Annotated in this window: 31 protein-coding genes; 12 read left to right on the forward strand and 19 right to left on the reverse strand. The window is 60.0% G+C overall.

Features of this window, described 5'->3' with window-relative positions; translation table 11 throughout:
* The first annotated feature begins 24 nt into the window (after positions 1-24).
* Positions 25-663, forward strand: coding sequence for a DedA family protein (locus ACZ5SR_RS07125; protein WP_464450857.1), 639 nt, complete (start codon positions 25-27; stop codon positions 661-663).
* 35 nt (positions 664-698) lie between these two features.
* Here the strand turns inward: ACZ5SR_RS07125 and ACZ5SR_RS07130 are convergent, their stop codons facing one another.
* Positions 699-1,673 (reverse strand): Bug family tripartite tricarboxylate transporter substrate binding protein, encoded by a 975-nt coding sequence (locus tag ACZ5SR_RS07130; protein WP_464450858.1) that lies wholly within the window; start codon positions 1,671-1,673, stop codon positions 699-701.
* Between the two features lie 178 nt (positions 1,674-1,851).
* Here ACZ5SR_RS07130 and ACZ5SR_RS07135 point away from each other — a divergent pair, with 178 nt between their 5' ends.
* A complete protein-coding gene (locus ACZ5SR_RS07135) occupies positions 1,852-2,751 on the forward strand; it encodes an SDR family NAD(P)-dependent oxidoreductase (RefSeq protein ID WP_464450859.1) in 900 nt (299 codons plus the stop codon).
* Between the two features lie 46 nt (positions 2,752-2,797).
* Here the strand turns inward: ACZ5SR_RS07135 and ACZ5SR_RS07140 are convergent, their stop codons facing one another.
* Together ACZ5SR_RS07140 and tsaE are read right to left on the reverse strand one after the other, a co-directional pair.
* On the reverse strand, positions 2,798-4,186 hold the full coding sequence (locus ACZ5SR_RS07140) for an N-acetylmuramoyl-L-alanine amidase (RefSeq protein ID WP_464450860.1): 1,389 nt from the start codon (positions 4,184-4,186) through the stop codon (positions 2,798-2,800).
* Positions 4,176-4,754 carry a tRNA (adenosine(37)-N6)-threonylcarbamoyltransferase complex ATPase subunit type 1 TsaE gene (gene tsaE, locus ACZ5SR_RS07145; protein WP_464450861.1) on the reverse strand — a complete coding sequence of 193 codons (579 nt, stop codon included), beginning with the start codon at positions 4,752-4,754 and terminating at the stop codon, positions 4,176-4,178. Before tsaE ends, ACZ5SR_RS07140 begins: the two co-directional genes overlap by 11 nt.
* A 15-nt stretch (positions 4,755-4,769) precedes the next feature.
* Between tsaE and queG the strand changes: the two genes are divergently transcribed.
* Positions 4,770-5,834, forward strand: coding sequence for a tRNA epoxyqueuosine(34) reductase QueG (gene queG / locus ACZ5SR_RS07150; RefSeq protein WP_464451028.1), 1,065 nt, complete (start codon positions 4,770-4,772; stop codon positions 5,832-5,834).
* Positions 5,835-5,847: 13 nt separating this feature from the next.
* Here the strand turns inward: queG and ACZ5SR_RS07155 are convergent, their stop codons facing one another.
* Positions 5,848-6,735 (reverse strand): C13 family peptidase, encoded by an 888-nt coding sequence (locus ACZ5SR_RS07155; RefSeq protein WP_464450862.1) that lies wholly within the window; start codon positions 6,733-6,735, stop codon positions 5,848-5,850.
* Between the two features lie 61 nt (positions 6,736-6,796).
* Positions 6,797-7,702 (reverse strand): AEC family transporter, encoded by a 906-nt coding sequence (locus ACZ5SR_RS07160; protein ID WP_464450863.1) that lies wholly within the window; start codon positions 7,700-7,702, stop codon positions 6,797-6,799.
* A 146-nt stretch (positions 7,703-7,848) separates the two neighbouring features.
* On the opposite strand from ACZ5SR_RS07160, the gene ACZ5SR_RS07165 reads away from it, so the two are divergent.
* Positions 7,849-8,823, forward strand: coding sequence for a tripartite tricarboxylate transporter substrate binding protein BugE (locus tag ACZ5SR_RS07165; RefSeq protein WP_464450864.1), 975 nt, complete (start codon positions 7,849-7,851; stop codon positions 8,821-8,823).
* 9 nt (positions 8,824-8,832) lie between these two features.
* Entirely contained in the window at positions 8,833-9,741 is a 909-nt protein-coding gene (gene xerD, locus ACZ5SR_RS07170; RefSeq protein ID WP_464450865.1) for a site-specific tyrosine recombinase XerD, read from the forward strand.
* Here the strand turns inward: xerD and ACZ5SR_RS07175 are convergent.
* The gene (locus ACZ5SR_RS07175) at positions 9,738-10,514 is read right to left on the reverse strand and encodes a ferritin-like domain-containing protein (RefSeq protein ID WP_464450866.1); all 777 of its coding nucleotides are present in this window, start codon (positions 10,512-10,514) and stop codon (positions 9,738-9,740) included. The two genes, xerD and ACZ5SR_RS07175, sit on opposite strands and share 4 nt — an antisense overlap.
* An 86-nt stretch (positions 10,515-10,600) precedes the next feature.
* On the opposite strand from ACZ5SR_RS07175, the gene ACZ5SR_RS07180 reads away from it, so the two are divergent.
* Positions 10,601-11,125 carry a gamma carbonic anhydrase family protein gene (locus ACZ5SR_RS07180; protein WP_464450867.1) on the forward strand — a complete coding sequence of 175 codons (525 nt, stop codon included), beginning with the start codon at positions 10,601-10,603 and terminating at the stop codon, positions 11,123-11,125.
* A gap of 66 nt (positions 11,126-11,191) precedes the next feature.
* Entirely contained in the window at positions 11,192-12,178 is a 987-nt protein-coding gene (gene hslO, locus ACZ5SR_RS07185; protein WP_464450868.1) for an Hsp33 family molecular chaperone HslO, read from the forward strand.
* 102 nt (positions 12,179-12,280) lie between these two features.
* Here the strand turns inward: hslO and ACZ5SR_RS07190 are convergent, their stop codons facing one another.
* Genes ACZ5SR_RS07190 through ACZ5SR_RS07220 form a run of 7 tightly spaced genes read right to left on the reverse strand, consistent with a single transcriptional unit; the run spans position 12,281 to position 17,949 of the window.
* Positions 12,281-12,949, reverse strand: coding sequence for an AAA family ATPase (locus ACZ5SR_RS07190; RefSeq protein ID WP_464450869.1), 669 nt, complete (start codon positions 12,947-12,949; stop codon positions 12,281-12,283).
* A complete protein-coding gene (gene pnuC / locus ACZ5SR_RS07195) occupies positions 12,946-13,518 on the reverse strand; it encodes a nicotinamide riboside transporter PnuC (protein ID WP_464450870.1) in 573 nt (190 codons plus the stop codon). Before pnuC ends, ACZ5SR_RS07190 begins: the two co-directional genes overlap by 4 nt.
* Complete coding sequence (gene ftsB, locus ACZ5SR_RS07200) at positions 13,515-13,790, reverse strand: cell division protein FtsB (protein WP_464450871.1); 276 nt, start codon at positions 13,788-13,790, stop codon at positions 13,515-13,517. Before ftsB ends, pnuC begins: the two co-directional genes overlap by 4 nt.
* A gap of 6 nt (positions 13,791-13,796) precedes the next feature.
* Entirely contained in the window at positions 13,797-15,083 is a 1,287-nt protein-coding gene (eno, locus tag ACZ5SR_RS07205) for a phosphopyruvate hydratase (RefSeq protein WP_464450872.1), read from the reverse strand.
* Between the two features lie 50 nt (positions 15,084-15,133).
* Positions 15,134-15,421 carry a DUF1330 domain-containing protein gene (locus ACZ5SR_RS07210; protein ID WP_464450873.1) on the reverse strand — a complete coding sequence of 96 codons (288 nt, stop codon included), beginning with the start codon at positions 15,419-15,421 and terminating at the stop codon, positions 15,134-15,136.
* Positions 15,418-16,272, reverse strand: coding sequence for a 3-deoxy-8-phosphooctulonate synthase (kdsA, locus tag ACZ5SR_RS07215; RefSeq protein WP_464450874.1), 855 nt, complete (start codon positions 16,270-16,272; stop codon positions 15,418-15,420). The genes ACZ5SR_RS07210 and kdsA overlap by 4 nt, the downstream gene beginning before the upstream one ends.
* Positions 16,273-16,302: 30 nt before the next feature.
* Positions 16,303-17,949, reverse strand: coding sequence for a CTP synthase (locus tag ACZ5SR_RS07220; RefSeq protein ID WP_464450875.1), 1,647 nt, complete (start codon positions 17,947-17,949; stop codon positions 16,303-16,305).
* A 39-nt stretch (positions 17,950-17,988) separates the two neighbouring features.
* Here ACZ5SR_RS07220 and ACZ5SR_RS07225 point away from each other — a divergent pair, with 39 nt between their 5' ends.
* The 3 genes from ACZ5SR_RS07225 to dut all read left to right on the forward strand — a co-directional run bounded on the left by ACZ5SR_RS07225 (position 17,989) and on the right by dut (position 19,963).
* The gene (locus ACZ5SR_RS07225; RefSeq protein ID WP_464450876.1) at positions 17,989-18,243 is read left to right on the forward strand and encodes a hypothetical protein; all 255 of its coding nucleotides are present in this window, start codon (positions 17,989-17,991) and stop codon (positions 18,241-18,243) included.
* Positions 18,240-19,451 carry a bifunctional phosphopantothenoylcysteine decarboxylase/phosphopantothenate--cysteine ligase CoaBC gene (gene coaBC, locus ACZ5SR_RS07230; protein ID WP_464450877.1) on the forward strand — a complete coding sequence of 404 codons (1,212 nt, stop codon included), beginning with the start codon at positions 18,240-18,242 and terminating at the stop codon, positions 19,449-19,451. Before ACZ5SR_RS07225 ends, coaBC begins: the two co-directional genes overlap by 4 nt.
* A 62-nt stretch (positions 19,452-19,513) precedes the next feature.
* Positions 19,514-19,963 (forward strand): dUTP diphosphatase, encoded by a 450-nt coding sequence (dut, locus tag ACZ5SR_RS07235; RefSeq protein ID WP_464450878.1) that lies wholly within the window; start codon positions 19,514-19,516, stop codon positions 19,961-19,963.
* A gap of 27 nt (positions 19,964-19,990) precedes the next feature.
* Here dut and ACZ5SR_RS07240 read toward each other — a convergent pair whose 3' ends face one another.
* A complete protein-coding gene (locus tag ACZ5SR_RS07240; protein ID WP_464450879.1) occupies positions 19,991-20,524 on the reverse strand; it encodes an FKBP-type peptidyl-prolyl cis-trans isomerase in 534 nt (177 codons plus the stop codon).
* Between the two features lie 87 nt (positions 20,525-20,611).
* On the opposite strand from ACZ5SR_RS07240, the gene ACZ5SR_RS07245 reads away from it, so the two are divergent.
* Entirely contained in the window at positions 20,612-21,748 is a 1,137-nt protein-coding gene (locus tag ACZ5SR_RS07245) for a JmjC domain-containing protein (protein WP_464450880.1), read from the forward strand.
* A 182-nt stretch (positions 21,749-21,930) separates the two neighbouring features.
* Positions 21,931-22,113: a hypothetical protein gene (locus tag ACZ5SR_RS07250; RefSeq protein ID WP_108426599.1), complete on the forward strand. Its 183-nt coding sequence runs from the start codon at positions 21,931-21,933 to the stop codon at positions 22,111-22,113.
* A 131-nt stretch (positions 22,114-22,244) separates the two neighbouring features.
* On the opposite strand, the gene bamC is transcribed toward ACZ5SR_RS07250, so the two are convergent.
* The 5 genes from bamC to ACZ5SR_RS07275 form a co-directional block, all read right to left on the reverse strand.
* Positions 22,245-23,291, reverse strand: a complete 1,047-nt coding sequence (gene bamC, locus ACZ5SR_RS07255) for an outer membrane protein assembly factor BamC (RefSeq protein ID WP_464451029.1) — start codon at positions 23,289-23,291, stop codon at positions 22,245-22,247.
* Positions 23,292-23,380: 89 nt separating this feature from the next.
* The gene (gene dapA / locus ACZ5SR_RS07260) at positions 23,381-24,277 is read right to left on the reverse strand and encodes a 4-hydroxy-tetrahydrodipicolinate synthase (RefSeq protein ID WP_464450881.1); all 897 of its coding nucleotides are present in this window, start codon (positions 24,275-24,277) and stop codon (positions 23,381-23,383) included.
* 110 nt (positions 24,278-24,387) lie between these two features.
* Positions 24,388-24,933 carry a class I SAM-dependent methyltransferase gene (locus ACZ5SR_RS07265; RefSeq protein WP_464450882.1) on the reverse strand — a complete coding sequence of 182 codons (546 nt, stop codon included), beginning with the start codon at positions 24,931-24,933 and terminating at the stop codon, positions 24,388-24,390.
* 18 nt (positions 24,934-24,951) lie between these two features.
* Complete coding sequence (locus ACZ5SR_RS07270) at positions 24,952-25,137, reverse strand: hypothetical protein (protein WP_464450883.1); 186 nt, start codon at positions 25,135-25,137, stop codon at positions 24,952-24,954.
* Complete coding sequence (locus tag ACZ5SR_RS07275) at positions 25,134-26,345, reverse strand: MFS transporter (protein WP_464450884.1); 1,212 nt, start codon at positions 26,343-26,345, stop codon at positions 25,134-25,136. Before ACZ5SR_RS07275 ends, ACZ5SR_RS07270 begins: the two co-directional genes overlap by 4 nt.
* Positions 26,346-26,403 lie beyond the last annotated feature (58 nt).

Consider the following 26,403-nt stretch of genomic DNA (forward strand, 5'->3'; position numbering starts at 1 on the left):
GCTTGGGCAGGGATAATCGGCCCCATGGACATCCTTTTGCAACTTGTAGATTTCATCCTCCACGTCGACCGCCACTTGGCCGACTTTGTCGCCCAATATGGGGCCTGGGTCTATGCCCTGTTGTTTCTCATTATTTTTGTGGAAACCGGTGTCGTGGTCATGCCGTTTTTGCCCGGAGACTCGCTGCTGTTCATCGTCGGAGCCATGTGCGGCGCGGGTTTGATGAGCCTGCCGCTGGTGATGGGTTTGTTGTTGGTGGCCGCTATTTTGGGCGACCAGACCAACTACACGATCGGCCGCTATTTCGGTCCTCGGGTGTTTCAGTGGGAAGATTCGCGGTTTTTCAGCCGCAAGGGCTTTGACCAAGCCCATGCTTTTTACGAAAAATACGGCGGCATCACCATCATCCTGGCGCGTTTCATGCCGTTCATCCGCACCTTCGTGCCCTTTGTGGCCGGCGTGGCCGAGATGACCCGCAGCAAGTTCACCCTGTTCAATGTGGTAGGCGGCTTCATTTGGGTGGTGGGTTTGACCCTAGCGGGTTACCTGTTTGGCAATTTGCCCTTTGTGCAAACGCATCTGAGCAAGATCATCTGGGCTTTGATCATCGTGCCGGGCCTGATCGCCATGTTCGGGGCTTGGAAGGCGCGCAAGGCAGGTTGAGCCCTGCCTTGTTGACCAACCACCCCCGTGTCAGCTTATTCGGCTTTCACGCCCGCAGCCGAGATGACCTTGGACCATTTCACAACTTCTTCGTCCAAAAACTTCGCCGCAAATTCGGGCGATGTGTCACCGGTGATGATGCCCAGCGCCTCGAATTTGGCCTTGATGTCGGGTGAGTTCAGGGCCTTGGTCGTCTCAGCCGACATGCGGCGCACGATGTCCTTGGGCGCAGCCGCTTGTGTCAAGAACAAGACCCAAGTGGAGCCTTCGATGGCGGGTCCACCCGATTCGGTGATGGTGGGCACTTCGGCGGCACCCGGCACGCGCTGAGACGAAAACACGGTCATGCCCTTGACCTTGCCGCCACGCACATGGGGCATCAAGGCGCTGGCCGTATCGGTCAGGATCTGGATGTTGCCGCCCATCAGGTCGGCCAGTGCTGGGGCCGTGCCTTTGTAGGGCACATGCACCATGTCAATGCCCGCCACTTGCTTGAACAGCTCTTGGGTCAGGTGGGCCGCTGCCCCTACGCCCGACGAGCCAAAAGCGAGCTTGCCGGGGTTGGCCTTGGCGTAATCGATCAGTTCCTTGACGTTTTTGACGGGCAAGTTGTTGTTCACCGTCATCACCAGTGGCGCAATGCCGACCAGCGACACCGGTGCAAAACTCTTGACCGGGTCGTAAGGCAAACGCCCCGCGTACAGCGTGGCGTTGGCGGCATGGGCGCCGATCACCGTCACAAAGGTGTGCCCGTCTGCTGGGGCTTTGGCTGCCAGGTCGGCACCCAAAATCGAATTGGCGCCCGGCTTGTTGTCCACCACGATGGTCCAGCCCGTTTGCTCCTGGATTTTTTGCACCACCATGCGGGTGGCGTTGTCGGTGATGCCGCCGGGGGTGTAGGGCACGATCCAGCGGATGGGTTTGGTGGGCCAGTTCTGAGCCAAGACGGGTTGGAGTGAGGTGGCGGCCAAAACCAAGGCTGCCGCTTTGAAGAGGTGTACCAAGCGCATGTTTGTCTCCTGATAAAAAGCATGGCCATCTGTGGGCCATGTCAAGGCTCAGACTAGAGGCAAGTGCCCTGCGGGTCAATCGGACACTGCCTCGCAGGCGACTCTTGCTGCAATGCCTTGTTTTTGATTTACGCTCTCTGTCATCTCCCTGCATCGCCCATTTGATAAGGCTCCGTACATGTCAGAACATCCGATTGAAAAAAAACCTGGTTCTGCGACCACAGGGGGCGCTATCGCCCCGGTCGCCCTCATCACCGGAGGCAATGTGGGGATTGGCCGTGTGACAGCGATCGAGTTGGCCAAAGCGGGTTACCAAGTGGTCATTGCCGGGCGTTCGCTTTCACGCACACAACCGGTGCTGGACCACATCCGGTCGCTGGCGCAGGGTCCTGAGGCTTTGTTTTTGCCGCTGGACTTGGCCAGTTTGTCTTCTGTTCGCGCTTGCGCAGAGCAATTCAAAGGCATGCACTTGCCCTTGAATTTGCTCATCAACAATGCGGGTGTGGCGGGCTTGCGCGGCTTGACGGCGGATGGTTTTGAGATGGCTTTTGGCATCAACCATTTGGGGCATTTTTTGCTCACACAGTTGCTCTTGCCCGAATTGATCGCCTCTGGAGCGTCCCGCGTGGTCACGGTGTCGAGCCGCGCGCACAAGCGCACCTCGGGCATCGTGTGGGACGCCTTGCAAAAACCCACCCGCAGTTGGACCGGGATTGAAGAGTACGCGGTCTCCAAACTGGCCAACCTGCTGTTCAGTGCCGAGTTGGCTCGCCGCACTCAGGGCACGGGGCTGTCGTGCTATTCGCTGCACCCGGGCGTGGTGGACACCGAAATTTGGCGTGCCTTGCCCGATTGGGCTCGGCCGCTGCTGCGTTGGCGCGGTTTGCTCACGGCCGAAGAGGGCGCGCAAACCACCTTGCACTGCGCTTTGCGCGCGCCAGTCAGCGAATCGGGTTTGTATTTCTCCAAGTCCCGAGTGGCCACGCCCGCACCTCTGGGCCAAGACAGCGCTTTGGCCCGCCTGCTGTGGGAGCGCAGCGAGAAGTGGGTCGCAGCCCCAGTCGTTGCTGACCGCTGATAGCGTCTTTTGCCCATTGCCACTTGTGAGGGCCAAAGCACAGCGCTTACGCAGGGGTGCGACTTCTGGCCAGTGGCGGGTTGCGTGAAAAATAGGCCACGATGCCGCGCATCAGGGCGTCGGTCAATTGCTGCTGGTAGGCGTCGCTGCGCAGTTTTTCTTCTTCTTCTGGGTTGCTGATGAAGGCGGTTTCCACCAGCACGCTGGGAATGTCGGGGGCTTTGAGGACCGCAAAACCCGCCCTCTCAACGCGGGGCTTGTGCAACTTGCCAACGCTGCCGATCTCGCGCAGCAAGCTGTTGCCCAGTTGCAGGCTGTCCTTGATTTGCGCGGCGGTGCTCATGTCGAGCAGAGCACGTCGCACTTGCGCATCTTGGCTGCCAAGGTTGATGCCGCCGATCAGGTCGGCCTTGTTTTCTTTTTGTGCAATCCACTGGGCATCCTTGCTGGAGGCACCGCCCTCGCTGAGTGCGAAGACGCTCGCGCCTTGGGGCCTGGGGGAGTAAAACGCGTCGGCGTGGATGCTGACAAACAGGTCGGCTTGCACGCGTCTGGCCTTTTGCACCCGCACATGCAAGGGCACAAAGAAGTCGGCATCGCGCGTCAAAAACGCCCGCATGGGGCTGCCGCCTACGCTGCTGGCGTTGATGCGGTCACGCAGCATCTTGGCGATCTTGAGCACCACGTCTTTCTCTCGCGTGCCGCCGGGGCCAATCGCGCCGGGGTCTTCACCGCCATGTCCCGGGTCCAGCGCAATGACAATCAGGCGGTCGGTTTGGCCAGGCGCAGCCTGCGGCCTTGGTGGGTGATCGGGGCGATCCATGGACACCACAGGTGGTGGCAGGACATCTTGCCGCCGGGTCGACGGTGCGGGCGCGGCACCTGCCGGCGTTTGCCGGGCAATGAGCTCGCCCAGAGGGTCGTTGACCACAGCGCTCGTGCTGGGCAGCCCGCCGGGGTTAGCTGTTGCTTTGGCTGTCACGCGCTCCTGAATCAGTTGCTCCAGAGGGTCGATGGCTTCGCTGGGGTACAGGTCCAGCACCAGCCGGTGGGCATAAGCAGCCACCGGCTCAAGGGTGAACACTTGCGGGGCGATGGGGCGTTTGAGATCAATGACCAGACGCACGGTGTTTGCATTGAACTGGCCAACCCGGATGCCGGCGATGTTGGGGTCTGAAGCTTGGACCTTGCCCACCAATTCGCGCAAGGCGGCGTTCAGCTGCATGCCTTCGATGTCCACCGCCAGGCGTGGTGGCGAAGCGATGAAGGTTTGCGTGGTTTTGAGGGGTGCATCCGATTCGAGCGTGACGCGGCTGTAATCCGGGGCGGGCCAAATGCGCACGGCCAGCATGTTGGCCCCACGGGCCAGCTGCGCCGCGCCCAGGCTGAGCACCAAAAAACCTGCCTTGATCAGCCGACGGCGGTCACGGCGCATGGTCTGCACCTTCGGTCCAGGCTGATCGCCACAATGCCAGCCATTGCTGGCCGCGCGCCGTGCCTGCGCTGATGTGCACTTGGCGCTGGTCTTCGTCGATGGCCTCCAGCGCAATCACCCAGTCCGGCGGGGGCAGTTGTCCGGCCACTTTGTCAGGCCACTCCATGAGCTTGAGGCCCGGCCCGGCAAAGATGTCCCGAAAGCCCGCGTCTTCCCATTCCTGCGGGTCGTTGAAACGGTAAAAGTCAAAGTGCCAGATGGGCCAGGCCATGTCTTCCGTTGCGCCCGTGCCCGCTTGGTGCGGCTCCACCACCGCGTAAGTCGGGCTTTTGATACGGCCCTTCACCCCGGCGGCTCGCAGCAGGTGGCGCACCAAGGTGGTCTTGCCCGCGCCCAAGTTGCCGCGCAGCTCGATGCGCGCATCGCGCCCCCCGGGCCATTGGCCAAGGCCTTGCGCCAATTGCGTGGCAAAGGCCTGCGTGGCGGCCTCGTTTGGCCACAAACCCTCCCAATGCGCTGGGACGGCGGGGCTTTCTACAATCGGCGGGTGACTGCTGAACGTACTCAAATCGACCTTCTTAAACTGTGGCCCCAGATCCAGATCTGGGCGCGCGAGTTGGGATTGTCCCAAATTGGCGTGAGTGGTATCGATTTGTCCTCGGCAGAGCCCGGATTACAAGCTTGGTTGGCCGCAGGATTTCACGGCAGCATGGCTTACATGGAAAGCCATGGCATGAAACGCGCCCGTCCCGCCGAGCTGGTGCCCGGCACGGTGAGCGTGATCACCGCCCGCATGGATTACCTGCCTGCGGAGACACCGCCCGACTGGCTGGCGCTTGAAACCGCCCGCAGCCTGCTGCCGGGCGAGGCGGTGGTCTCGCTGTATGCCCGGGGGCGTGATTACCACAAGGTTTTGCGCTCGCGCCTGCAAAAACTGCAGGACCGCATCGCCGAGGCGATTGGCCCCTTTGGCCACCGCGTGTTCACCGATTCGGCCCCGGTCATGGAGGCTGAGCTCGCCACCCGCAGCGGCTTGGGCTGGCGCGGCAAACACACGCTGGTGCTGAGCCGCGAGGCCGGGTCGATGTTTTTTCTGGGCGAATTGTTTGTGGACTTGGCCCTGCCCGAGACGCCCGCCACATCGGCGCATTGCGGCCAGTGCACCGCCTGCATGGACTTGTGTCCCACCCAGGCCATCGTGGGGCCTTACAAGCTGGACGCGCGGCGTTGCATTTCCTATTTAACGATCGAGCATGCCGGGCCGATTGACGAAGCCTTGCGCCCGCTGATCGGCAACCGCATTTATGGCTGCGACGACTGTCAGCTGGCTTGCCCCTGGAACAAGTTCGCGCAAGTCAGCCCTTTGCCAGATTGGCAGGCCCGCGAAGGCTTGGGCGCGGGCAGCATCGCCGAACTGATGGCTTGGAGCGAATCCGAGTTTTTGCGCCGCACAGAAGGCAGCGCCATCCGCCGCATCGGACACGCCCGCTGGTTGCGCAATTTGGCTCTGGCGGCAGGCAATGCCTTGGCCTCGTCGGCATTGCCAGAAGCTGAGCGCCAGGTTTTGCTGCAGGGTTTGGCCGTGCATGCTGACCATCCGGACCCGGTGGTCCAAGAGCAGGTGGCCTGGTCTTTGTCGCGCTTTTGACCACTTGGCGTGATCAGGGTGCCTTGGAGGGTTGACCAAACCACTGTGCCAAGCTCATTTTTCGCAGGGACTCAGCGCTTCTGATTTGGGGGTTTGAGGGCAGTGCCATGCGAAGCGCCCTTTCTTGTGCTTCTACTCCTGCACGGGTTGCTGCGAAGACCTCGTCCCAAGTGTTTTTGGGGGCGAAGTGAGGGCCCAAAAGCTGACCGATGAACCAGGTGTTTTTTTCGTGGTAACTGCATCCAAAGGAGTTTCGATCGGCGGCTGAAGCCGACAAGACAATTCTTTTGGGACCTTGCAGCGCATCAACGAAAGAGCCCGAGTAGCAAGCCGACAGCAGAATTGTGACTTGGGTTTCGGGATGCAGTTTGTCTAACCAAGTTTTGAGTTGGGCGGTCCGAACGGGTGGGTGGTATTGGTTGCCTATGTTGACAGACAAGACACCCGGTGAGCCGTGTGTCGAGATCAAGACAGTCAATGACATCGGTTGAGCATGCGACCAAGTAGCTAAGTGGTCAAAAACTCGCTCCAAATTGGGTGTTGTCGCGAAAGGAAATTGCAGCTGCTGCGTTTCCAGTTGGTTGCTCAACAAAATCGATACTGTCTTGGGCTGGAAGGTTTGCAAGCTTTTTTCCATCAGCAAGATGTCTCTTTGAAAAACCAAGGACTGCGAGTGTTGAGCTGACCCCAAAAATACGTGTTTGTACTCGCCTCCAGCCTGTTGTCGCCACTGTGATTCAACCCGTTGAAGTTGCTGCTGGAGCAAGGCGTCTGATTGTCTTTTAACCTCTTCTTTTTGTGGGGTCAGCGCACAGGCGGCTAAGGCGCTGACCAAGCTCATCAGAAAAAAAGTGCGACCAAAGTCCATCAGCGCTTGAGGCCATGTTTTGTGTGGGGGCACGGTTGTTTCCTTCGGTGGTGCGGTATCGCAGATTCTGAAAATTCTAAAGACCTCTGAAATGTCAGCGCAGAACGCCCAATGCAAACGGCAAACTCCACATGCCGGACAAGGTCGACAGCGTCACCAGCCCCGCCACATAGGGGCCGTTGTAGCCCATGCGGGCAGCCAGCACATAACAAGTCGATGCCGTGGGCAAAGCCGAAAATGCGAGCAGTACCGTCGTTTGAAGAGTGTCGAGCTGAAACAGGCGGGCCATGCCCACGGCGATCAAAGGCAGCACCAAGTGCCGGATCATCAGCAAACCCATGCCCAGCAGTGTGCCCCGGCGCAAGGTGCCCAGCTGCATACCTGCACCAGCCGCCATCAAGCCCAGGGCCAAAGACGCTGCACCGATTCGACTGACACTGGGGTCCAGCCATTCGGGGATGCGAAACCCCAACAGGTTGGCAGCCAGGCCTGATCCGGTGGCGATGATCAGGGGGTTGCGTACCAGTTCGCGCAAAAAGCCGGTGTTGGCCTGTCGGGCCATGGGCCAAACTGCAGCAATGTTGAATGCCGGCACACACACACCGATCAACACCGAAATCATGAGCAGGCCTTCGGGGCCTGCCAATCGCTCGGCCAGCGCCAAGGCGATGAAGGAGTTGAAGCGAAACGCCACCTGGGCGCTGGCCGCGTGATCACGTCGGTCCAGCCGTTTGCCCAAAATCGGCCAATAGGGCAGGCTGTATGACAAAGCGATGGCGCATACGCCCAAGCTCAGACCTGCGCCAATCAGGCCGGAGGCGGCATTCAGGTCCAGTGGGCTTTTCACGATGGAGTGAAACAACAAAACCGGGAAAAGGAAAAAATAGACCAGACTTTCCACCTGTTGCCACACGGGGCGGTTCAAGGCGGTGAAGCGGCAGATCAGATAGCCGCACAAAATCAGGGAAAAATCGGGGAAGAGGAGTTGGGCAAAGTTCACTTGACTAGGATAGCTGACCTTTCAGGTGGCCCAAGCAGAGTCTTGTCACCTGAGGTTCATGCTTTTTTTGAGTGTTTTATGGGTTTTCCCCCTCACGACAGGGGCCCGTTTTTGCCTATCATGTGCCATCTTTCAAGGAGTTTTCGATGAAGCGTCGCCGTTTGGTTTCAGCAGCTGGTTTGGCTGCCACCGTTTTGGCCAGTGGTTCGGTGTGGGCGCAGGCTTACCCCAACAAACCCATCAAATTGCAAGTGCCTTTTGCACCCGGCGGTACCACCGACATTGTGGCCCGCGTGATTTCAGAGCCCTTGGGTAAAGCCTTGGGCCAAAACGTGATTGTGGAGAACAAAGCCGGTGGCGGCGGTGTGGTGGGTGCAACCGAAACCGCGCGCACCGCGCCCGATGGCTACAACCTGGGCATGGCCACGGTGTCCACCACCGCCGCCAACCCGGCCATCAACCCCAAAATTCCGTACAACGTCCTGACCGACTTCACGCCCATCATCAACATTGCGGCCACGCCCAACGTGATCGCTGTGCACCCCAGTTTCCCGGCCAAGGACTACAAAAGCTTTTTGGCTGAAATCAAAAAGAACCCAGGCAAGTACTCTTACGCGTCCTCGGGCACGGGCGGCATCGGCCACCTGCAGACCGAGCTGTGGAAGAGCTTGACCGGCGTGTTCATCACCCACATCCCCTACCGCGGCGCAGGCCCTGCCCTGAACGACACCGTGGCCGGTCAGGTGCCGATCATTTTTGACAACCTGCCCTCGGCCTTGCCTTTCATCCAGACCGGTAAATTGGTGCCGATTGTGGTGGCTGCACCCCAGCGCTTGCCCCAGTTGCCCAACGTGCCAACCTTCAAGGAAATTGGTCTGGAGCCTGTCAACCGCATGGCTTACTATGGCATTCTGGGTCCTAAAAACCTGCCCAAAGAGGTGGTGGACAAGATCAGTGCAGGCGTGAAAAAAGCCCTGCAAGAGCCGGGCGTGACCAAGCGCATCAACGACACCGGCTCATTGGTGGTGGCCAACACGCCTGAAGAGTTCACGGCCCAGATCAAGGCCGAGTTCGAGGTGTACAAGAAAGTTGTGGACCAGCAAAAACTCAAGCTGGACTGATTTCAGTCCATGCACGAGGCCAGCCAGAACACCATCGACCGCTTTGCCGAGGCCCTCTGGCTGGAGGACGGACTGGCTGCCAACACTTTGGCGGCCTACCGTCTGGATTTGTCGCTCTATGCCACCTGGCTGTTTTTAACGCACAGGCTGGCGCTGGAGGCGACCCAAGAGCACCACCTGCAGGCTTACTTTGCTGAGCGTCATGGGCAGACCAAGGCCACGTCAGCCAACCGCAGGCTCACGGTGTTCAAGCGTTTTTTCCGATGGGCGCTGCGCGAACGCCTGATTCAGACGGACCCCACCTTGCGCATGTTGGCCGCCAAACAGGCGTTGCGCGTGCCCAAAACGCTGGGTGAGTCGCAGGTCGATGATTTGCTGCGTGCGCCGGATGTGGCCACCCATTTGGGTCTGCGTGACCGCGCCATGTTGGAGCTGATGTACGCCAGTGGTTTGCGGGTGAGCGAGTTGGTCAGCCTCAAAACATTGCATGTGTCTCTCAATGAAGGCGTGCTGCGCATCATGGGCAAAGGCAGTAAAGAGCGGCTGGTGCCCTTTGGCGAAGAAGCGCGCGAGTGGCTGCAGCGCTACATGGGCCAAGCCAGACCGGCCATGCTGGGCCAACGCCAGACCGAAGACCTGTTTGTCACCAGCAGTGGCCCCAAGCCCGGTACCGGCATGTCACGCGTCATGTTCTGGAACTTGGTCAAGCGCTATGCCATCGAAGCCGGCATCACTGCGCCAATGTCGCCACACACGCTGCGCCACGCATTTGCCACGCATTTGCTCAACCATGGGGCCGATTTGCGGGCGGTGCAAATGCTGCTGGGCCACGCCGACATCTCGACCACCACGATTTACACGCACGTGGCGCGTGAGCGTCTCAAAACCCTGCACGCCCAGCATCACCCGCGGGGCTAGCTCAATGCGGCCAATTCAACCTCTTCAAACCCCGCCAGACGCCGCGCTGCCATGTTGAAGGGCGGGCGCAGTTTGGGGGCGTCGTATTGCGCGATCAGCTCGGCATAGGTGCTGACCGGGTCGAGGCCTCGCTCGGCACACAGGTAGCGGTACCAGCGGTTGCCTGCGGCCACATGGCCGATTTCTTCTTCCAAAATGATGTCCAGGATCTCGCCCGCGCGGTGGTCGCCCACACTGACCAGTTTGTTTTTGACGCCCGGTGAGGCGTCCAGGCCGCGCGCTTCCATGGTGCGCGGCACGATGCCGATGCGGGCCAGAATGTCGCCCTGGGTGCGCTCGGCCATGTCCCACAGGGTGTTGTGGGCCGGAAAGTCGCCGTAGTCAAAACCCAAGTCCAGTAAATGCTGGCGCAGCAGGCTGAAGTGCTTGGCCTCTTCCTGGGCGATGCGCACCCAGTCGGTGTAAAAAGCCTCGGGCATGCCCGCAAAGCGCCAGACCACGTCGAGTGCCAAGTCGATGGCGTTGAGTTCGATGTGGGCAATCGAGTGCACCAGCATGGCCCGCCCCTCGGGTGTGGTCATGGATTTGGCTTTGAGCTGGGTGTGTGGCACCAGCGGCGGGCGGGCTGCGCGGCCGGGGCCTGCCGTGGGGGCGCTCAGGCTGTCGTTCGCGCCCACGGGCAGGTTCAGGTCCAGGGCCAAAGTGGCCTGGGCTTTCAGGTTCGGGTCGGTTTGCGCCCAAGGGATCAGGGCGGCGGTGCGCAGGGTTTGCATGGTGATCGGTGACTGCGCCCACGGCCGGGTGTGGGCATCCCTACAATTGTAGGTTTTCAAGAAAACCCAACCGACAGGAGACCGCCATGGCCATTTACCAACTGGATGATCAAACCCCCAACGTGGCCGACAGCGCCTGGGTGGCCGACAACGCACAGGTCATGGGCGCGGTCAAAATCGCGGCCGACGCCAGCATCTGGTTTGGCGTGACGGTGCGCGGGGACACAGAGACCATCGAGATCGGCGAGGGCAGCAACATCCAGGACGGCAGCGTGATGCACGCCGACCATGGCAAACCGATCAAGGTCGGCAAGCACGTCACGGTGGGCCACATGGTCATGCTGCACGGCTGCAAGATTGGCGACGAGTCACTGATCGGCATTGGCGCGGTGGTGCTCAATGGTGCGAAGATCGGCAAGAACTGCCTGGTGGGAGCGGGCTCTTTGGTGACCGAGGGCAAGGAATTCCCCGATGGCTCGATGATCATGGGCACGCCCGCCAAAGTGGTGCGTGAATTGAGCCCAGAGCAGATCGAAGGCCTGCGCCAAAGCGCCAAGCATTACGTCGAGAACGCCCGCCGCTTTAAGGCGGGCCTGAAAAAAATCAGCTGATTGGTTGGTTGTCGCGAACGGTTTTTAACTTTTGAGGATCGGCCCCACGGGGCTGTTGATTGCACTTTGTCCGAACTCCATAAATTCATTTTCGAAGGCCTGCCGGTGCGCGGCATGCTGGTGCGCTTGACCGATGCCTGGCAAGATATTCTGGCGCGTCGCGCTGCCAACTCCGAGACGGGCGCTTACCCCGCACCCGTGCGCCAGTTGCTGGGCGAAATGGCCGCAGCAGGCGTGCTGATGCAGGGCAACATCAAGTTCAATGGGGCTTTGGTGCTGCAGATTTTTGGCGATGGCCCGGTCAAGCTGGGCGTGGTCGAGGTGCAACCGGATTTGAGCCTGCGCGCTACTTGCACCCAGGTGGGCGAAGTGGCCGACAGTGCCACCTTGAGCCAGATGGTCAACGTGAACAACGAAGGGCGCTGCGCGATCACCCTCGACCCTCAAGACCGCTTGCCGGGGCAGCAGCCCTACCAAGGCGTGGTGCCGCTGTTTGGCGATCGAGGAGAAAAGCTGGAGAACATCAGCGAAGTTCTGGAGCACTACATGCTGCAGTCCGAGCAACTGGACACCGTGCTGGTGCTGGCGGCCGACGACAAGGTGGCCGCGGGTTTGCTGATTCAGCGTTTGCCCATCGAAGGCGAGGGCAATCTGGCTGGTAAAGCCGACTCACTCATGCGCGAGTCGGTGTTGGGCCAAAGCGAAGATTTCAGCCGCATTTCGATTTTGACCAAAAGTCTCAAGCGCGAAGAGCTGCTGGGGCTGGACGCCGAAACGATCCTGCACCGCCTTTACTGGGAAGAGCCGCTGGCGCGTTTTGAGCCCTTCATTGGGGAGACCGGCCCGCGCTTTGCCTGCCGCTGCAACCGAGAACGCGTGGGCAACATGATCCGCAGCCTGGGCACCGAAGAGGTCGAGGGCATCATTGCTGAGCAGGGCCAGGTCGAAGTGGGCTGCGATTTTTGCGGCGCGCAATACCGCTTTGACCCGGTGGATGCGGCTGGCCTGTTCACCGGTTTGCCCGCCGATGTGCCGGGCGGCTCGGTGCACTGAAAGGGCTGCTACTTTTTCATTGTGGGAGCGAGCCCCAGCTCGCGAATGATGGTGCTGCCCCGGCGCACATAAGGCCGCTGGGGCGATCTTCCACAGGTGCTTTTAGTCTGATCGTTTGGCCAGCAGCCCAGTGAACAGTTTGTGTTCACACTCCGGGTCACTGCATTCGTTGCATTGCCACACGGTGCGCCCCTCGTTGATGGCGAACTGGGCATTTTCGCGGGTCGTGCGGGCAGCATCGTCTTCACCAGGCAGCCCCAAAGCCAGCAGAGCATTGTTCAATCGTTGGTGGCCTTGACCATAGACCACGCGGTAGGCGATGCCTGCACGCTCGAGTGCCTGGCGCACCAGCGTGTCTACGGGGCCACGCACGTGCGGGCCGTCGCGCTGCAGGCCATCGGCCACCCAAGGCAGGTCCAGGCCCGTGACCAAGGTGCTGTCGTAGAGGGCTTGGTGCGCCAAAGCCATGGGGTAGAGGCTGTTGTCGTCAAACAGCATGTGGCTGTAAACCGCCGTCATCAAGGGGGTCGTGTCCGCAACCACCCAGCCCGGCGGGGCTTGCGCCACAGCGCGGGCTTGTTCAGCGGCGATGCCCATTTGTTCGTGAGGAAGTGGAGTGCGGCCTTCGCGGGCGCACCATCGTCGCAGGACTTCATCGACCGTACATACGGCTTGACCACGTGCGCGCAGGGCGCTGGACAAGGCCTGTGCCAGCCAAGATTTTCCGGTGCTTTCTGCACCCAGAATGGCAATTCGCCGCATGCGGCTCATGCGGTTTGAAGTTGCAGTTTGCGCTGCCAAGCACGCCAGCCCCACACGCTCATGGCGGTGAACAGCGCATACAGCAGGGCGGTCAGCCACAGTTCTTTGTGCACAAACAGCGCCACGCTCACGGCGTTGACCACCAGCCAGACCAGCCAGTTTTCAATGTATTTGCGACCCAAAAGGGCTTGGCCGACCAAGCTCAGGGCTGTGGGCAATGCATCCCACCAGGCCACATCGCTGTCGGTGAAGTGTTGCAACAGCAAGGCCAGTGAGGGCCACAACAAGGCACTGATGATCAGCACCAGCCACCAACCACGGGACGACAACCGTTGGATCACAAGGGCCGGGTGTGCGTCCTCGCCCTTGCGCAGCCATTGCCACCAGCCCCAGAGCGCCAGAGCTGCAAACACGACTTGCAAGCCGGCCTCGCCGTAAAGCAGGCTGTTCTTGAAGACAAAGAAGTACAGGGTCGAGCTGGCAATGGCCAGCGGCCAGCTCCAGTGCAGCTCCTTGATGCTGCAGACCACCATGACCAAGGCCAGCACAAAACCGGCTATCTCGGTGGGGGACATCATTTGGCGATTTGCACGAAGATTTCGTTGGGTTTGACCATGCCCAGCTCTTGGCGAGCCCGCTCTTCGACCATGTTCAAGCCTTCCTTGAGGTCACTGACCTCGGCATTGAGTTGCTCGATCTGGAGTCGGGCTTCTTCGTTGGCCGCTTTTTGTTGCTTGAGCTCACGCTCCAGCTCGGCCACACTGGGCACACCGCCTTTGCCCAGCCAAAGCTGGGCCTGGATGATCGCCAACAAGGCGATCAGCACAATGGGAACAAGGCGGTTGACCATTTGGTTTTAGCGCAGGTTGTAAAAAGCCGAGCGGCCAGGGTACACGGCCACGTCACCCAAGTCTTCCTCGATGCGCAGCAGCTGGTTGTACTTGGCCATGCGGTCCGAGCGGCTCATGGAGCCGGTCTTGATCTGACCGGCGTTCAAGCCCACGGCGATGTCGGCAATCGTGCTGTCTTCGGTCTCGCCAGAGCGGTGTGAGATGACGGCGGTGTAACCGGCGCGCTTGGCCATTTCGATGGCTTCAAAGGTCTCGGTCAGGGTGCCAATCTGGTTGATCTTGATCAGGATCGAGTTGGCGATGCCTTTGTCGATGCCTTCTTTGAGGATCTTGGTGTTGGTCACAAACAGGTCGTCACCGACGATTTGCACGTTCTTGGCCAAGCGGTCGGTTAGCACTTTCCAGCCGTCCCAGTCGCCTTCGGCCATGCCGTCTTCGATGCTGATGATGGGGTACTTGTCGCACCAGGTGGCCAGCATGTCGGTCCACTGCTCAGACGTCAGGCTGATGCCGCCTTCACCGGCCAGCACGTATTGGCCGTCTTTGTAGAACTCGCTGGCTGCGCAATCGAGGCCAATGGCAATCTGCTCGCCAGCGGTGTAACCGGCAGCGGCAATCGCGTCGAGCACCATCTGAATGGCCGCTTCGTGGCTGTCGACGTTGGGGGCAAAGCCACCTTCGTCGCCCACGGCAATGCTCATGCCTTTGTCGTGGATGATTTTCTTGAGCGCGTGGAATACTTCAGCGCCCCAACGCACGGCTTCGCGGAAGCTGGGCGCGCCGACGGGGATGATCATGAACTCTTGCAAGTCCAGGTTGTTGTTGGCGTGTGCGCCGCCGTTGATGACGTTCATCATGGGCACGGGCATTTGGTTGGCGTTCATGCCGCCAAAGTAGCGGTACAGGGGCAAGCCAGACTCTTCGGCCGCAGCGCGGGCCACGGCCATGGACACCGCCAGCATGGCGTTGGCACCCAGGCGGCTCTTGTTGTCGGTGCCGTCCAAGTCGATCAGGGTGCGGTCCAAAAAGGCTTGCTCGGAGGCGTCCAGGCCCAACACGGCTTCGGAAATTTCGGTGTTGATGTGCTCCACAGCCTTGAGCACGCCTTTGCCCAGATAGCGGCTCTTGTCGCCGTCACGCAGCTCAATGGCTTCGCGGCTGCCGGTGGATGCGCCGGACGGCACAGCGGCGCGGCCCATGACGCCGGACTCCAGCAGCACGTCGCATTCGACGGTTGGGTTGCCACGGCTGTCGAGGATTTCACGGCCGACGATATCAACGATTGCACTCATTTTTGAACTCTCTCAATTTAAAAATAAAACGGGTCTTTGAAGCCAGCAGTTCAGACGCCTTCGACGGCCACCATGCGCATGATGGCGGCACCTTCGCGCGCTTCGCGGGCTTTCAGGTATTCGGGCAGTTCGTAAAAGGCCTTGGCCGCATCAAACGAAGGAAACTTCAAAATCACAATGCGTTCAGGGGTCCAGTCGCCTTCGAGCACTTGCACTTGGCCGCCGCGCACACACACTTCGGCGCCTGCGCTCTTCATGGCCGCTGTGGACCACTTTTTGTACTCTTCATACTGAACAGGGTTGTTGACCTGAACGTGGGCGATGATGTAGCCGCTCATGAGAAGTTGTCCTCTAAAAATGGGTTTTTCTTGGTCACGGCATCGAGCTGCACCAGTGTCTCGAGCAGGGCTTTCATTTTGCCCAGGGGCACCGCGTTGGGGCCGTCGGACCAAGCCTCTTGAGGCTTGGGATGGGTTTCCATGAACAGACCCGCCACGCCCACGGCCACGCCTGCGCGCGCCAGCACCGGCACCATCTCGCGGGCACCGCCGCTGCTGGTGCCTTGGCCGCCCGGCTTTTGCACCGAGTGGGTCACGTCGAACACCACCGGCGCGCCGGTTTTGCGCATCTCGGCCAGGCTCGTCATGTCGGCCACGAGGTTGTTGTAGCCAAAGCTCACACCGCGCTCGCACGCCAAAAAGTTGTCTTCGGGCAAACCCACTTCGCGTGCAGCGGTGCGGGCCTTGTCGATGACGTTCTTCATGTCCCAAGGTGCCAAAAACTGGCCCTTCTTGATATTGACCGGCTTGCCCGACTGGGCCACGGCGCGGATGAAATCGGTCTGGCGGCACAAAAAGGCGGGGGTCTGCAGCACATCGACCACGCTGGCCACGGTTTTGACCTGTGATTCGTCGTGCACATCGGTGAGGATGGGCACACCAATTTGGCGGCGAACCTCGTCCAAAATTTTCAGGCCCGCATCGATGCCCACACCGCGCTGGGTGCTGCCCGAGGAACGGTTGGCTTTGTCAAAGGAGCCCTTGTAAATGAATGGAATGCCCAGCGCCGAGCAAGCCTCTTTGAGGCGACCGGCCACTTCCAGGGACATCTCCAAGCCTTCGATGGAGCAGGTGCCCGCGATCAAAAAGAAGGGTTGGTTCAGTCCAACGTCAAATCCGCAGAGTTTCATGGAGGTGTCCTGTCGAATGGGGCGCTGGGGTCAGGCCTTGGCCTTGTTCTCGATCGCGGCCTTGACAAAGGCGTTGAACAGCGGGTGACCGTCCCAAGGTGTGGACTTGAATTCGGGGTGGAACTGCACGCCGACATACCAGGGGTGCACGGTTTGCGGCAACTCGACGATTTCGGTCAACTGCTCGCGCTGGGTCAGCGCCGAGATCACCAGACCGGCTTTGCGCAGATCGTCCAGGTAATTGACGTTGGCCTCGTAGCGGTGGCGGTGGCGCTCGGTGACCACGTCGCCGTAGATCTGGTGCGCCAGCGTGCCCTTGGCCACGTCGGAGCTTTGCGCGCCCAGGCGCATGGTGCCGCCGAGATCCGAGTTGGCATCACGCACCTGGATGGAGCCGTCGGCGTCTTTCCATTCGTTGATCAGAGCGATCACTGGGAAGGGGGTCTCGGGCTCGAACTCGGTGCTGTTGGCGTCTTTCATGCCGGCCATGTGGCGGGCGTATTCGATCGTGGCCACTTGCATGCCCAAGCAGATACCCAAATAAGGCACTTTGTGGGTGCGGGCAAATTGCGCCGTTTCGATCTTGCCTTCCACGCCGCGCTTGCCAAAGCCGCCGGGCACCAGCACGCCGTCATACTGGGACAGGCTGGCCACGGTTTCGGGGGTGATGGTTTCGGAGTCGATGTGCTCGATCTTGACGCGCACATGGTTGCGCATGCCGGCATGGCGCAGCGCCTCGTTGACGGATTTGTAGCTGTCAGACAACTCGACGTATTTGCCGACCATGGCGATGGTGACTTCGCCCTTGGGGTTGGCGGTCTCGTACACCAAATCGTCCCAGCGTTTGAGGCTGGCAGGCGGCGTGTTCAGGCGCAGCTTGTCGCAGATCAGGCCGTCCAGGCCTTGCTCGTGCAGCACGCGGGGGACTTTGTAGATGGTGTCCACGTCGGGCATGGAGATCACGCCCCAGCTTTGCACGTTGGTGAACAGCGAAATCTTGTCGCGCTCGTCGTCGGGGATGTAGCGGTCAGCGCGGCACAGCAGCGCGTCAGGCTGGATGCCAATTTCGCGCAGTTTTTGGACGGTGTGCTGCGTGGGTTTGGTCTTGAGCTCGCCTGCGGTGGCAATCCAGGGCAGGTAAGTCAGGTGCACAAAGGCGGTGTTGTTGGGGCCCAGACGCAGGCTGAGCTGGCGCACGGCTTCCAGAAATGGCAAAGACTCGATGTCGCCCACGGTGCCGCCGATCTCGACAATGGCCACATCCACGGCTTCAGGGGTGCCAAAGCCGGCACCGCGCTTGACGAAGTCCTGGATTTCGTTGGTGACATGGGGAATGACCTGCACGGTCTTGCCCAAGTAATCGCCGCGTCGCTCTTTTTCGAGCACGCTTTTGTAAATCTGACCGGTGGTGAAGTTGTTGGCCTTCTTCATCCGGGTGTTGATGAAGCGCTCGTAGTGGCCCAGATCCAAGTCGGTTTCAGCGCCGTCGTCGGTGACAAATACCTCGCCGTGCTGGATCGGCGACATGGTGCCGGGGTCCACGTTGAGGTAGGGATCGAGCTTGATGAGGGTGACGGAGAGGCCGCGCGATTCAAGGAGTGCGGCGAGTGATGCGGAGGCGATTCCCTTGCCCAGGGAAGACACCACACCGCCAGTGACGAAGACGAATTTGGTCATGTCCAAGACGGGAGCAGTGGCTCCCGGTAGGTGGAAATCGTGATTATAGACAGTCGGGTTCGGGGTTTTCCCGGTCTGCAACCGTTTCTTGTGGGTTTGTTTGACGAGGTGGTGGTCGTTTTCCGCGCCGGGGCCGGGGCTGGCCGGTCGGGCTCATCACTCGCTTCGCTCGCCAAATCGCCCGATCCGCCCAGCCCTGGCCCCGGCGCTGCGTCGTTGTCCATTTCTCCTGTCATCGCGTTCTTGCCGCGTCGCACTGAAGGCGCAGCGGTCTGCTACATTCCCCAGCCATGAGCACATTGGCTGGAAAACACATCGTTCTGGGCTTGTCGGGCGGCATTGCAGCCTTCAAGTCGGCGGAACTCTGCCGCGCCTTGGTCAAGGCGGGCGTGACGGTGCAGGTCGTGATGACCGAGGCGGCCGAGCACTTCATGACGGCAATCACCATGCAGGCCTTGTCGGGTCGGCCCGTTTACACCTCGCAATGGGACCCGCGCGAAGCCAACAACATGGCCCACATCAACCTGAGCCGCGAGGCCGATGCGATTGTGGTGGCCCCGGCCAGTGCCGATTTTCTGTCCAAGTTGCTGCATGGCGGTGCCGATGAACTGCTGAGCCTGATGTGCCTGGCCCGGCCCATCGACAAAGTGCCGTTGATCGTGGCCCCGGCCATGAACCGCGAAATGTGGTCCAACCCCGCCACCCAGCGCAATGTGGCACAGCTCAAGGCCGACGGCATCCATGTGCTGGATGTGGGGCAGGGCGACCAAGCCTGCGGCGAAACGGGCGATGGCCGCATGCTGGAAGCCGAAGAAATTCTGGAAGACCTGGAAGCTTTTTTCACGCCCAAGGTGCTGGCGGGCAAGTCGGTGTTGGTGACCGCCGGTCCCACTTACGAGGCCATCGATCCTGTGCGCGGCATCACCAACTTATCGAGCGGGAAAATGGGTTTTGCCATCGCCCGTGCAGCCCGCTTGGCGGGTGCCGACGTGACCCTGATCGCAGGCCCCGTGAGCCTGGCCACGCCCCGGGGCGTGAAGCGTGTGAACGTGCGATCTGCGCGCGACATGCTGCAGGCCGTGCAGGTCCATGTGCCAAATCAGGGCGTGTTTGTCGCCACGGCGGCGGTGGCCGACTGGCGTCCAGCCAACTCGGCCGAGCAGAAAATCAAAAAAGATGGCTCCGGTCAAACCCCCGAGCTGAGTTTTGTGGAGAACCCCGACATCTTGGCCACCGTGGCCCAATCGGCGGCTGCGCAAAAGGGCACGCTGTTTTGCGTCGGTTTTGCTGCCGAAAGCCATGATTTGCTGGCCCACGCCACAGCCAAACGGGTGCGCAAACAGGTGCCATTGCTGGTGGGCAACATCGGCCCGGCCACCTTTGGTCAAGATGACAATGCCTTGCTGCTGGTCGATGCCCAAGGCGCCCGTGAGTTGCCGCATGCCAGCAAACAGGCGCTGGCCGTTCAGCTCATGGCCGATATTGCCCGCCGTATAGGCTGATTTCATCTTCGTGCGTCTCGTCCCTTGGGGCGGGCGCCCTCGTGATTCATTCCGGAGTTTTTATGAACATCGATCTCAAAATCATGGATGCCCGCATGGCCGATCAATTGCCGGCCTATGCCACATCGGGCAGTGCGGGTTTGGATTTGCGGGCATGTCTGGATGCGCCCTTGACCTTGCAACCCAACGCCTGGCAACTGGTGCCCACGGGCATTGCCGTGCACCTGAAAGATCCGGGCTACGCCGCCATGCTGTTGCCGCGCTCGGGTTTGGGGCACAAGCATGGCATTGTGCTGGGCAACCTGGTGGGCTTGATTGACAGCGATTACCAAGGGCAGTTGATGGTCAGCGCCTGGAACCGCAGCGATGTGGCCTTCACCATCGAGCCGATGGAACGCATCGCGCAAATGGTGATCGTGCCTGTGGTGCAGGCCACGTTCAATGTCGTGTCAGAGTTTGAAGCACCCAGCGAGCGTGGCGAAGGCGGTTACGGCTCAACCGGCAAAAAATAAGCGCCTCGAAGGGCGCTGTTGAAGGGGTCAGTGCAGCGTGGGCGGCGTCAGGCTGGTCTCGTCGCCGACTTCAATCTTGAAAAACCCAGTGCCGCAGCTGCCGCTGCCCACTTCGGCTTCGGTGGGCTCTCGCACCGATTCCACCTTCAGGTGCAGTCGCAGCGCAATGCCCGACAGCGGGTGGTTGCCGTCCAGCACCACATGCTCGGGGTAGATCTCGGTCACGGTGTAGAGCACATTGCGCGGCGCGTCGGGGTGGCAGCCCTCGGGCAAGGCGGTGCCTTCGATCGTGAGGCCAGGCTCAAGCCCTTCGGGAAAGAGGGCCAGGGGCTCCAAGAAAAGCAGCTCTTCGTTGAAGTCGCCAAAGGCGTCTTCGGGCTCCAGGTGCAGGTCGACCTTAGCACCGCGTTCGTGGCCCTGCAGGGCTTCCTCGATCTTGGGCAGCAGGTCTTGGCCGCCAATGAAAAATTCAACAGGCTCGTCCAGGGTGTCCAGAACTTCGCCCAGCGTGTCTTTGAGTGTCCAGGTCAGTGCGACCACAGAAGGTGTCTTGATTTCCATAGGACAATTGTCGCAGTTTGGCGGCCTGTTTTTGGCCGCCTTTTCTTTGAGCACAGGTCGTTCGGTCTGTGCAACCGGATCACCCGTATGAACACAGAACAAGCCTTGGCCCTGCTCGGCGGCCTGACCCCCAGCCAATTCATGAAGCGTTATTGGCAAAAAAAGCCTTTGCTGGTGCGCAATGCCATCCCGGGCTTTGTGCCCTGCGTGGGCCGTGCCGACTTGGTGGCGCTGGCGGGAAAGGAGGGCGTGGAGTCGCGTTTGATCGTGGATTCACCCAAGGGCTGGAAGATGAAGCACGGCCCATTCCTCAAGCGAAGTCTGCCGCCGTTCAGTCAGAAAAAATGGACTTTTCTGGTGCAAGGCGTCGACTTGCACCACGACGGTGTGCATGCGCTGATGCAGCAGTTCCGATTTGTGCCCGACGCACGGCTGGACGATGTGATGATCAGCTACGCCACCGATGGGGGAGGGGTGGGGCCGCACTTTGACAGCTACGACGTGTTTTTGTTGCAAGCCCATGGCCAGCGCCGTTGGCGCATTGGCCGCAACAAAGACCTGAGTCTGCAGCCAGGCGTGCCGCTCAAGATCTTGCAAAACTTTGAAGCCGAAGAAGAGTTCGTACTCAACCCCGGCGACATGTTGTATTTGCCTCCCAAATACGCCCACGAAGGTGTCGCTGAAGGGGAATGCATGACCTGGTCGATGGGCTTTCGGGCACCGCAAGAGGGCGAGCTGGCGCGTGAACTTTTGCTGGGCCTGGCCGATGAGGCTTTTGAAGGTGTGGGCGATGCGCTTTACCGCGATCCGAAGCAAGAGGCGGTGACGTCTGCGGCTGCCATTCCACCATCATTGGCTGCCTTCGCACGCCAAGTGGTCGATAAAGCGCTTCAAAATCCGAATTTATTGGACAGCTTGTTGGGGGAGTATCTGACCGAACCCAAGTCCAATGTCTGGTTTGAAATTTCTGATGTGGAGCCCGATTTGTCGGCGGGCGTGCAACTCGATCGGCGCACCAAAATGATGTACGACGATCGGCACGTCTTCATCAATGGCGAAAGTTTCCGGGTGGCAGGCAAAGATGCTCGCCTTTTGCGTCAATTGGCAGACAACCGTTGTTTAAATGCGGCTTCTTGTGCGTTATTGAGTGATTCGGCCCGAGAGGCCCTCCTGGATTGGATGGTGGCCGATTGGTTGAAACCCGCAGAGGACTTTCCCGGGTAAAGGGGTGGTTTGAAGGTTTCGCGTCAGCTTTATGACTTTGGTAAACCGAGACACTAGGGAAAACGATATAATTTGTGGCTGAGTACAAAAGAGCTCGAGTGCTTTTGTCTCGGTCTGAGCAGCTTTCGAGTTTGCTTTCGACACTTTCCGGAAATTGTTTTAACCCCATAAGGAAAATCATCATGAACAAGTCCCTCGTTTTGGCCGCCATCATCGCTGCTGCTGCTCTGTCCGCTTGCGGCAAAAAAGAAGAAGCCGCTGCTCCTGCTGCTCCAGCTCCAGCTGCTGCTCCAGCCGCTCCTGCTGCTGACGCTTCCGCTGCGCCTGCTGCCGCTCCAGCTGCTGACGCATCTGCTGCCAAGTAATGGCTTGCTGCTTTCCCGGCTTGCGCCGGGGATGCATAAAAAAACCCCGCCATGCGGGGTTTTTTTATGCGCCTTTGAATGCCATTCCTAGGCAGCGGGCTGGGGTCAGCCCACTGCCAGTTAAAGCGCGCTCAGCGCAGTTCGTTGGCCAGCAACTTCAAGATGCGTTCTGCATTGCCCGAAGTTTCAGGTTGGCCGTTGGCATTTTGCACACGCACAAGGCTGGCGCTGTCTTTGTCAGTCAAAGCGATGCGATACCGTGACAAAGCCACTTCTTCTTTCTTGCTGCTGAACATTCGGGCAAAAAAGCCGGGTTCCTTGTTCGTGGTGGTGCCGGGCGTTACATAGCGAACGAAATAAACCCCTTTGCTGCGGTCACGGTCTTCGACCGTGAAACCTGTGCGGTCCAGCGCCACACCGGTACGCCGCCAGGCGCGGTCCAATGTGTCGTTGAGCTGAATGGTGGGTTGTCCGTCCACGGTGGTGACAGTTGCCACTGGGGTGGGTGTTGCGCCGATGGCTGCTGTTTTGGCGACTTCGGGTGATGCACCCAGTTTCACCATCATGCGGCGCAGGAATTCGATTTCGAGTTCGGCATCGCTGGCCCGTGGTTGCCAGATGGTCTGTTCTTTTTGCGGGCTGGTGTAGTTCTCGATCATGCCGCGGTGGGTGATGTAAATCTCGACGCCACCTTGTGCGTTGCGCTCCACTCGGGTGCGGAATTTGTCGCGCTCACCCGACGAATACAAGGTATCGAGCACTTTGCCCAAGGTCCGGCGAATGATGTCTTGCGGGATTTTGGCGCGGTTTTCAGCCCAGTCGGTTTCCATGATGCCCACATCTGGTGAATCGGTGATCAGGGTAAAGCCGTTGCTGGTCCAGAATTCTTTCAAAGGCTCCCACACCTTGTCGGCTGGGCGTGCGACCACCAGCCAGCGCTGGTTACCTTGGCGTTCCATGCGCACGTCGCCCAAGCTGTTGGAGGCGGTGCCGGCATCGGCGACGCGTGCACCAGCGCTTTGGAAGCCGGAAGCCGTGGCCGAGTTGCTTTCAAGCGCGTAGCGGGAGTCCCGACGCAGCTGGCTCAGATCGGGTGGGATCTCGAGTGTGGGCGCTTTGGCTGCACTTTTGTAATCAATCTTGTCTTCTTCAAGAAGCGAGCAACCGCTGACCAACATGGCCAAGGCCGCGACAACGGCAGTGCGTTGGACAGTTTGGCAAGACGTAGAGAAAAGGGGTAATTTCACAGGCAATCCTTAGGTGGAAATCAAATCAGGCCGCTGACCTTGAGTGCGGCCTCGACAACAGGTTGTTGCGACTTGGACAGTTCGGTCATGGGCAAGCGCAAAGTGGGGCCACTCAGGCCCATTCGTTGCATGGCCCATTTCACGGGGATGGGGTTGGCTTCGACAAACAGGTTTTTGTGCACGGGCAGCAGTTGGAACTGGATGCGCATGGCTTCTTGGACGTCGCCACGGGTCGCCGCCATGCACAGCTCATGCATGAGCCGTGGCGCAACGTTGGCGGTTACGCTGATGTTGCCGGCTCCGCCGCACAGCATCAGGGCCACAGCCGTTGCATCGTCGCCAGAAAACACCGCAAATTCTTTGGGAACGTCACGGATGAGCCACTGTGCGCGCTCGATGTTGCTGGTGGCTTCCTTGATGCCGATGATGCCCGGGACTTTGGTCAGGCGCAGCACGGTTTCGTGCTGAAGATCAGCCACGGTGCGGCCTGGCACGTTGTAAAGAATCACAGGCAGTTTGGGCGTGGCCTCAGCGATGGCCTTGAAGTGCTGAAACAGGCCTTCCTGGGTTGGCTTGTTGTAATAAGGTACAACTTGCAACTGGGCGTCAGCACCAATGGACTCGGCATATTTGGCCAGGGAAATGGCTTCGGCCGTGGAGTTGGCACCGCAGCCGGCAATGATGGGAATGCGCTTGGCGGCTTGTTCCACCGACACACGCAGGATTTCTCGGTGTTCTTCCACGGTCACGGTGGGTGATTCGCCCGAGGTGCCGACGATCACCAGCCCATCGGTGCCTTCGGCCACATGCCAGTCGATCAGTTTTCGCAAGGTAGGGTAATCCACTTTGCCGTCTTCGAGCATGGGGGTGATCAGGGCAGGAATGCTGCCTCGGATGGGGCGAAATTCGGTGGTCATGTCAGGCGTTTCTGAACAGAAAAAACCCATTCTAACGATTGCAGACCGCTTTGATGAACTGGGGCACGGCGGAATTTCACCCGGAAGGTTGGGGTAAACCCGCCTTGGGCTCAGTCGGGACGCAAAGACCAGCGTTGCACTGCGCCGTGAGATCCAGGCCGGACTGCCGCAATGCGTTGCACAAACCGGTCTGGCGATGACTCGAAGCCATCTTCATAAGCCACAGTGCGCAGGCCTGCGGTCGCCTTCAGGAGTTCACCCGTGTGCAACAAAAAGTCGGGCCGTGAGGGTTTGCCGACGGTTTCATTGCCGGCGGCAAAGGTTTCGTAAATCAACACGCCGCCCGGTGCCACGCTGTTGATGAGGATGGGCATCAGCGGTCGCCACAGGTAATGGGTGACCACAACGCAGCCAAAGGTTTGCCCGGTAAAGGGCCAAGCGCCGTTTTCAATGTCGGCGCAGGTGACTTCGCCGTGAGCCTGGGCCAAAGCCAGTGCGTCAGGGTTGCGGTCGACGCCCTGCACACGGTGGCCCTGCGCTGCCAGCCAGCGCATGTGGCGTCCGGCGCCACATGCCACATCGAGCACGCGGCTGCCCGGGGCGATCAAATGGGCCCAGCGTTGCAGCCAGGCAGAAGGATTTTCGGTGCCGTGCATGGTGTCCATCCTGTCAAGTCAAAAGCAAGACCACATTTGTTCGGCCAGCATGACGATCACGTCGGGTTTGGCATAAAGCCAGAACGTGATGGTCAGGAGCAGTGCGGCCGCGATGACAACCCCAGATGTTTTGTAGGTTGCTCTGTGGGAGGCCGCCCCTTCGGCAGAAGGTTCACTTGGGCTGTCGGGCATGTTGGCGCTCATGCGGTTTGGGGTGTTGGCCGTTGGATAGGGCTTTCACGCACAGGCAGGTTCACCAGCGCGGCAAACACGCCCAGGGCAATGGCCAAGTACCAGACCATGTCGTAGCTGCCGGTCTTGTCATACAGATAACCGCCCAGCCACACGCCCATGAACGAGCCGATCTGGTGGCTGAAAAAGATGAAGCCGCTGAGCATGGACAGGTGCGAGATGCCAAAAATCTGAGCCACGGCGGCGTTGGTGGGCGGCACGGTGGACAACCACAGCAAGCCCATCACCCCCGAGAAGACGTAGACACTGGTGGGCGTGAGCGGGGCCAGCAAAAACAAGACGATGGCCACCGAGCGGGCGATGTAAATGAAGGCCAGGATGTTTTTCTTGGCCATTTTTTGCCCCAGGGTGCCCGCAATGTAGGTGCCAAACACGTTGAACAGGCCGATCAAAGCCAGCGCATAACTGGCCACCTGGGGGGCCAAGCCGTGGTCTTTCAGATAGCTGGGCATGTGCACGCCGATGAAGACCACCTGAAACCCGCACACAAAATAACCCGCCATCAGCAGCTGAAAGCTCGGGTATTTGAAGGCTTCTTTCAAAGCGTGACCAATGGTTTGGTCACGCTTGACTTGCCCCGGGGCATTCAATGCGGGCTCGCGCAGACCCCAGGCCAAGGGAATGATCAGCATGGCGGCAGCGGCCAGGATGACCAAGGCGGTTTGCCAGCCCATTTGGCTGATCAGCAAGCCCTCGACCGGCACCATCAAAAACTGGCCAAAACTGCCAGCCGCCGCTGCCACGCCCATGGCCCAGGATCGGCGCTCGGTGGGCACATTGCGACCAATCACGCCATAAATGACCGCATAAGTTGTTCCGGCTTGTGCCGTGCCGATGATCACGCCCGTGAACAAGGCAAATACCCACGGGTCGGTGGCCCAGGCCATGCCCAGCAAGCCCACCCCGTAGACCACGGCGCCCAAGGCAATCACACGGAACGCACCGAACTTGTCGGCGACCATGCCCGCAAAAATGCCCATGAAACCCCAAGACAGGTTTTGGATGGCCATGGCAAAGCCGAATTCCTGGCGGCCCCAGCCTTGGGCTTGGGTGATGGGCTGAAGCCACAGGCCAAAGCCGTGGCGAATGCCCATGGACAGCGTGACGATGGCCGCGCCGCAAATCAGCACCTGGGTCAGAGAAAGGGGTTTGTGTTGCATCCCCTGACTTTAACCAATGCTGCCGGACTGGCTTGTCCCGCAAATTCAAGGCTTCGCC

The sequence above is a fragment of the Limnohabitans sp. TEGF002 genome, from assembly GCF_055395845.1.